Origin of the sequence: Halovivax asiaticus JCM 14624 (genome assembly GCF_000337515.1) — an archaeon.
GTDB lineage: Archaea > Halobacteriota > Halobacteria > Halobacteriales > Natrialbaceae > Halovivax > Halovivax asiaticus.
Genome location: NZ_AOIQ01000009.1, coordinates 201,843 through 208,193, shown reverse-complemented (window position 1 = coordinate 208,193; position 6,351 = coordinate 201,843). Strand labels below are relative to the sequence as shown.

Sequence of the window (6,351 nt, the reverse complement as noted above, 5' to 3'; positions counted from 1 at the left end):
GAGATCCTGTTCAAGGGCATGACGACGCACTGGGAGGGGAAGTCGCCGTCGGGGATCGAAGGCGAGGAGAACCCGACGATCGCGCTGACGGAGGGCGAGACGTACACGATCGGGTGGGACGAAGGCGACGGACAGCCGCACAACTTCCAGATTCGCAACGGAAGCGACGAAGTGGTCGGCGACTACACCACGGATACGACGCCGGATCCGGGCGAAGCCCAGGTCTACGAGATCGAGGTGACGAGTGAGATGGCGGCGTACCGATGTATGCCGCATCCGAACATGGAAGGCACCATCGAAGTGCAGTAAGGCGACCGGACGATTCAAACCCCGCGGACAGTCCCACACNGTACCGATGTATGCCGCATCCGAACATGGAAGGCACCATCGAAGTGCAGTAAGGCGACCGGACGATTCAAACCCCGCGGACAGTCCCACACACGACGCTGCAAGAACTTCATCGGCCGATTCACCTGACAACCCATCGAACCGGGGCCGATTCGATCGGTCCTCACCCACAGCGAACGGTGCGTCTCCGTGCGTTCAGCTACTGAAACACACTTCTGATCGAGTAGTGAGTCGGGAACCGAACCGGTATGCGGTACCTCCTCTCTATGTGGCCTGGAGACGACGCCGTTAAGGCCGTCAGGGGAGAAGTCCCGGAGAATGACTGATGGGGCAGTCGACGTCGTGGAGTTTCTCCTCACGGCGAACGGGTACACGAGCGATCGGACGTTCGACGAGAACGATCTCTTGCCGGCGTATCGGAACGTATTCTGGTCCGTTCCAACCGGTGGTACCGATAGCGACGACGAAGAGGAGTCACCGAACCGACGGCGCGTGACGAACGGAGGCATCGAGCGGCCGCTCGCGACGACGACGAAGACGGCTCGAGCGGCGACGGGCGTCCAGCACCCCTGGGAGGCGGTCTCGGAACTCATGTTCACCGACCGGGACGACTTCTCGGGGACGCTCTCGCTGACGGATCGCGAAATTGCCGAGGAGTGGTACGTCGACCGCGTCGACGACGAACGGCTCCTCGAGAATCCGGTCCTCGCGAAACGGTTCGAAGACGAGACCGACGTCGACTACGAGACGGCGCGCGAGCAGAACCGGCCGATACAGGCCGATCGGGTCTGGATCGACGGCCTCCTCGCGGAGTACTTCGACGACGAGGACGACGAGGAGATGCTGGATCTCGTCGACGTCAGAGCGCCGGAGGAGATCGATCTCACGCTCGACGATCTGGTGCTCACGGCGGATCAGGAGGCCGAGATCAACAAGATCGCGAAAGCGATCGAACATCGCGATTACCTCGCCGACATCGGCCTGCGCGAGATCGGAAAACTGCTGTTCGTCGGACCGCCAGGGACGGGGAAAACGTCGACAGCGCGGGCGCTCGCCCGCGACATGGACCTCCCGTTCGTGGAGGTGAAGCTGTCGATGATCACGTCCCAGTACCTCGGGGAGACCGCGAAGAACGTGGACAAGACCTTCGAGGTAGCCAAACGGCTCTCGCCGTGTATCCTCTTTATCGACGAGTTCGACTTCGTCGCCAAGACGCGCCGATCGGACGAACACGCCGCCCTGAAGCGCGCCGTGAACACGCTGTTGAAGAGCATCGACAACGTCTCGCTCATCCAGGACGACGTGCTTCTCATCGGTGCGACGAACCACCCGGACCAACTCGACGCGGCCGCCTGGCGCCGTTTCGACGAGATCGTCAACTTCCCCAAGCCCGACACCCGCATGCGAAGCGATATCTTGCAGGTGATCACCCGGACGATGGACATCGACGAGTTCGACCCGCTGGCCATCGCCGAGATCACCGAGGGGCTGACCGGGAGCGACCTCCGGATGGTCATGCGCGAGGCCGTCCTCGAAGCGCTGACCGAGAACCGGACGACGCTGACGCAGGCCGACCTCGAGGACGCCGTCGAGGGCTTCGAGGAACGGGACAACCTGAAGAACATGGACATGATCGAGGGCGACCACGACGCCCTCGTCGCCGGCGGCGACATCAGCGGGGCGAGTGGCGGAGATTCCGCGGGCGGGCATAACCACGATCACTGAGTCTCACTGCGGCGATTACATCTGTCCAACGGGCACCGCTTATCGAAGTCTCCGTCGAGAAACACCCTTATATCGCGGCTTCGAACGGCGAGGTAATGACGGGATCCCCGAGAAGCGATGCACGAACTGGTCGTCACGTGGGGCACGTCCTCGCCGACCGACAGTGGAGGGGAGCCTGACGTGCGCGTCACGCTGCTGGGAACCGGCGACACGACCGGCACGCCCACGGTCGGCTGTGACTGCGACACCTGTACAGCCGCCCGGGATCGAGGGGTCGAGCGGACGCGGTTTTCGGTGCACGTCGCAAACGAGCGCACGGGCGAATCGCTCCTGATCGACGCCAGCCCCGACTTTCGCTATCAGTTCCTCCGCGAGGGCGTCTCACTGCCTGACGCGATGGTGATCTCGCACATTCACTTCGACCATCTGGACGGACTCGGCAACGTGTTCCGGATTCTGGACGACGTCCCCGTCTATGCTGCAGACGAGACCGACCCCGAGACGGGACAGAGCGTCGCCGAGACGGTCGCCGACGATTACTACTATCTCGACGCGATCACTCCCGAACCCCGAACGCCGTTCGAACCGTTCGAGACCTGCGGGTTCGAGGTGACGCTCGTCCCCGTCGATCACCCGCCGCTCGTGTGCTACGGCGTGGTCGTCGAGGAGCCGGAGACGGGGGCGAAACTGACGTTTTCTGGTGACACCTCCTACGACGTGCCCGACCGTTCTCGCGCGGTCATGGCCGATCCCGATCTCTTCCTGGCCGATGCGATCGTTCCGGCCTCGCTCTGTGAGCACCACCCGCTCGGCGGTCGTCACGAGGGGCCTGATGGCACGCCACGGACGTTCGGCACCAAGCACATGACCCGCGAGGGCGCCCTCGCGCTGGCGGAGGATATCGGTGCCGCCAAGACCCGGCTGGTCCACCTCGCGCACTTTTACCCCGCCGAGGAGGCGTTCGAAGACCCGCTCGCCGTCGACGGTGAAGTGTACGATCTTTGAACGCCCCTCGCAAGGATTAAGTGCCGACGATGTAACCGTGTACCAACGACAGGCGACTCATGACCCGCTCTCTTTCCTTCTGATCCCGTTTCATTACGCTGTGACCACCACTCACAGCGTCAGCCCCGCTCGCCGACTACACCGGGCTACCGCAGTCGTTCCGTCGGACCATCCCGATCGGAGACGGCTCCGTGACGACGCGATATCGTTCAGCGTCGCGATCGGGACGACCCGTGCGTAGCCACCCCAGACCAATCATATGCAACGATCACGATCCGACATCGACGACCGCTACCAGTGGGACCTGACGACCATTTACGAGACGCCGGCAGACTTCGACCGCGAGTACCAGCGGGCCGATACCCTGGTCGACGCGATCAGTGACGAACTTGACACGCCGCCCGAAGGTTCCGCAACTCTCGTGACTCTGCTCGAACGATTCGAGTGTCTCACCGCGGCCCGAACCCGGCTTGAATGCTACGCCGAGTGTTCACGAACGATCGACCTGACCGACGATGCAGCGCGTGACCGGCAGGATCGGACGCGTTCCCTCGCAGGTGAGGTCGACGGCCTCACGAGCGATGTCCGCCGATACTGTCGCCGCCACGCCAACCGACTGGCGGATCTGCGGACCGAGTCCGATGCATTGGCCCCGTTCGAGCGCTTCCTCGAGAACGCAGTGGACGGTCCCGCGGCCGACCCGTCACTTCGATCGTTGCTCGAGACGTTCGGCGACGTCCTCGACGGCCACGATCGGACCTTGACGGCGATCTGTGACGAGGACTTCGAACCGCCCATCGTCGAGGGATCAGACGGCGACCCGGTAGCCGTCCGCTGGCACAACCGGGTACAACTCCTCAAAGATCCCGATCGGGACTTCCGTCGTCGAGTGTACGAAGCGTTTCACGACGCCCTCGACGAGCGGGCGAACGCCATCGCGACCGCCTGGACGGAGAAGCTCCGGACGCGCGCCCGGGTCGCCGAAGCTCGCGGGTTCGACTCGATTCGCGAGATGGGTCTCTCGAAGGCCAGTTATCCGAAGACGGGGATCCACCTCTCCGGCCCATCGGCGGTTCACGATACGCTCCTGGAGACGGTGAGCGAGAATCTGGAACCGTACCACCGGTTGCAGCGCCGTCGCCGCATACACCTAGCCGTCGACGAATTCAGACCCTGGGATCGTCACGTCTCACTAACGAGTCGGGCGGAGCCGACGATCTCCTACGAAGATGCCTGCGAGTACGTCCTCGCTGCGGTCGAACCGCTCGGCGTCGAGTACCGGACGCGACTCGAAGCGCTCCTCGAGGAGCGCCGCGTCGATGTCTACCCGGCTGCCGACTCGCGCGACGTCACGTACTGTCTCTCGGCGTCGGGAGTTGGCCCCTTCGTCTCGCTCTCGTACGACGGGAGCGTCCGAGCGCTCTTTCACTTCGCTCACGAGCTGGGTCACGCGATGGAGACCGACCTCCGTGCCGACGTGCGCCGGCCGCTTTACGAGACGACGCCCAGACCGGTCGAAGAAGTTCCGAGTCTCGTCCACGAACTGCTGCTCGCCGACCATCTACTCGATAACGGCGACGATGCACTCACGGCCCACGTCCTGAACCGGCGACTCGACGCCATCGGCGGCAACCTCTTTGGTGCCGCCCAATCCGCCCGATTCACCCACGAGGCTGCGATGGTCGTCGAGCGGGGCGACTCGCTGACACGGGAGCGACTCGATGGAATCAACCGCGAGCTCCACAGCGAGTTCCGTCCGGTCGAGGAACCCGCCGAGTACACGCCGTCGGCCTGGCTCGCCCGTGCACATGTCCGCGAACCGTACCACAACTATCAGTACGTCCTCGGCGCGGCCGGCGCTGTGTCCGTGTACGAGGCCCTCGTGGACAGCCGGCTATCGGTCGAGGACTACCGCACGTTCCTCCAATTCGGCGGAACGAAATCCTCGATGGAACAATTTGCCCATCTCGGGGTGGACGTAACCGCGCCAACGCCGTACGAACGAGCGGCCACGTGGGTCGATCGAGACGTCGATTCGATCGAGGGGAACCGGTCTGACGCCGCTCCCTAGTCGCCGAATCGATCCAGCCCAACCTGCCGTCGTGTCGACGGCTCTGGGTCTGCGACCCACGGTGTCCGGGCCTCGCGCTCCACAACCAGGTCGACCGCCACCGGGTCCGCCGGCTCGTACCCCGGACACGAGGTTCCGCACTCCGAGGCCGCGTCGATAGCGCGTTCCTTCCACGAACAGTTGGGGAGCGTCGCGGTCGGTTCGTCGTTCCCGCCAACGTCGGTCCCCGAACACGACGCACACGGCGGAAACGCGTACGTTCGCCAGCCCTTGCCGTAGGCGCGTTCGGCGAGCCGGCGGCGGGCGGTGGCCTTTTCGACCGGAGAGACGATCCCGATGTCCGTTCGTCCGGGGTGGGAGGCGAGCGGCTCGATTCCGGGCTCTTCGACCGGTAGCGGGCTCGGTTCGCGAACGACCTCGATCGTGGGCAGTTCGATGTCGTCGTCACCCTCGCGGTGGACGCGCCAGACGCCCACCTCCGGGGGGATGCGATTCAGGTGGGCACCGGTGACGTAGCTCTCCGTCGCGAGGACGATCTCGTCGACGAGCGCGAGTGAGACGTCGGTCCGTAGCTGCCGTTCGAGGTCACCCGGCGTCCCGAGATCCGGTTTGTTCTCGATCGCGACCAGTCGCTCCGTCCAGTCGGTCGGATACCGGGCGACCTGTCGAACGCAATCGCGACCGTTCCGGCGCGTCCGTTCGAGGTAGCCGATTTCGACCCCGTGCTCGACGGCCTGGTGCGCCCGATCAGGATGACAGTCGAGTGCGGTCCGCCAGGGTGTCCACCGGCCCGGCCCGATGTCGGCCGCGAGCAGCACGTCCGGAATCGTTTCGGCTGTGAGCGCGCGTCGCCGGTCGAACTGTGGGCCTGGCTCGACGATCACTACGTCGACGATGCGCCCGCCCGGATTCGCGACGCTGGCTCCGAGTTGCCTGGCGACGATCCCCTCGCGGCGCTCTTCGAGGGCGGCACACAGTTCGAGTTCGAACGCGAACTCGCGCACGAGTGGAGACACGGGTTTCGCGACGAAAAACCCGCGGGTCCGCGCGTGTCGATGGCGAGCCCCGTCGCACTTTCACCGTCCGCTCATACAGGTCGGGTGGCGGTGTAGTGGTGGCCCGTTTTACGGGTGGGGTAATGCGTTGATTGAATTCCCAAACGTAGTTGGTGATTGGCTCTTCACTGACACACATGATGGCGA

General features: G+C 64.4%; 5 protein-coding genes. 4 read left to right on the top strand and 1 reads right to left on the bottom strand.

What is annotated here, in order from left to right; genetic code table 11:
- The 4 genes from C479_RS05795 to C479_RS05780 all read left to right on the top strand — a co-directional run.
- Positions 1 to 309: cupredoxin domain-containing protein (locus tag C479_RS05795; protein WP_007699238.1), on the top strand; the 309-nt coding region annotated here is incomplete at its 5' end.
- A 357-nt stretch (positions 310 to 666) separates the two neighbouring features.
- The gene (locus tag C479_RS05790) at positions 667 to 2,073 is read left to right on the top strand and encodes an ATP-binding protein (protein WP_007699236.1); all 1,407 of its coding nucleotides are present in this window, start codon (positions 667 to 669) and stop codon (positions 2,071 to 2,073) included.
- A gap of 180 nt (positions 2,074 to 2,253) precedes the next feature.
- Positions 2,254 to 3,078 carry an MBL fold metallo-hydrolase gene (locus C479_RS05785; protein ID WP_049907113.1) on the top strand — a complete coding sequence of 275 codons (825 nt, stop codon included), beginning with the start codon at positions 2,254 to 2,256 and terminating at the stop codon, positions 3,076 to 3,078.
- A gap of 259 nt (positions 3,079 to 3,337) precedes the next feature.
- On the top strand, positions 3,338 to 5,149 hold the full coding sequence (locus C479_RS05780; RefSeq protein ID WP_007699231.1) for a M3 family oligoendopeptidase: 1,812 nt from the start codon (positions 3,338 to 3,340) through the stop codon (positions 5,147 to 5,149).
- Here the strand turns inward: C479_RS05780 and C479_RS05775 are convergent.
- A complete protein-coding gene (locus tag C479_RS05775; protein WP_007699228.1) occupies positions 5,146 to 6,153 on the bottom strand; it encodes a DUF5787 family protein in 1,008 nt (335 codons plus the stop codon). The genes C479_RS05780 and C479_RS05775 overlap by 4 nt on opposite strands.
- Between the last annotated feature and the right edge of the window lie 198 nt (positions 6,154 to 6,351).

Excerpts from the sequence above, each read along its gene's own strand:
- C479_RS05790 (WP_007699236.1), top strand. The coding sequence starts at position 667 with ATGACTGATGGGGCAGTCGACGTCGTGGAGTTTCTCCTCACGGCGAAC.
- C479_RS05780 (WP_007699231.1), top strand. The coding sequence starts at position 3,338 with ATGCAACGATCACGATCCGACATCGACGACCGCTACCAGTGGGACCTG.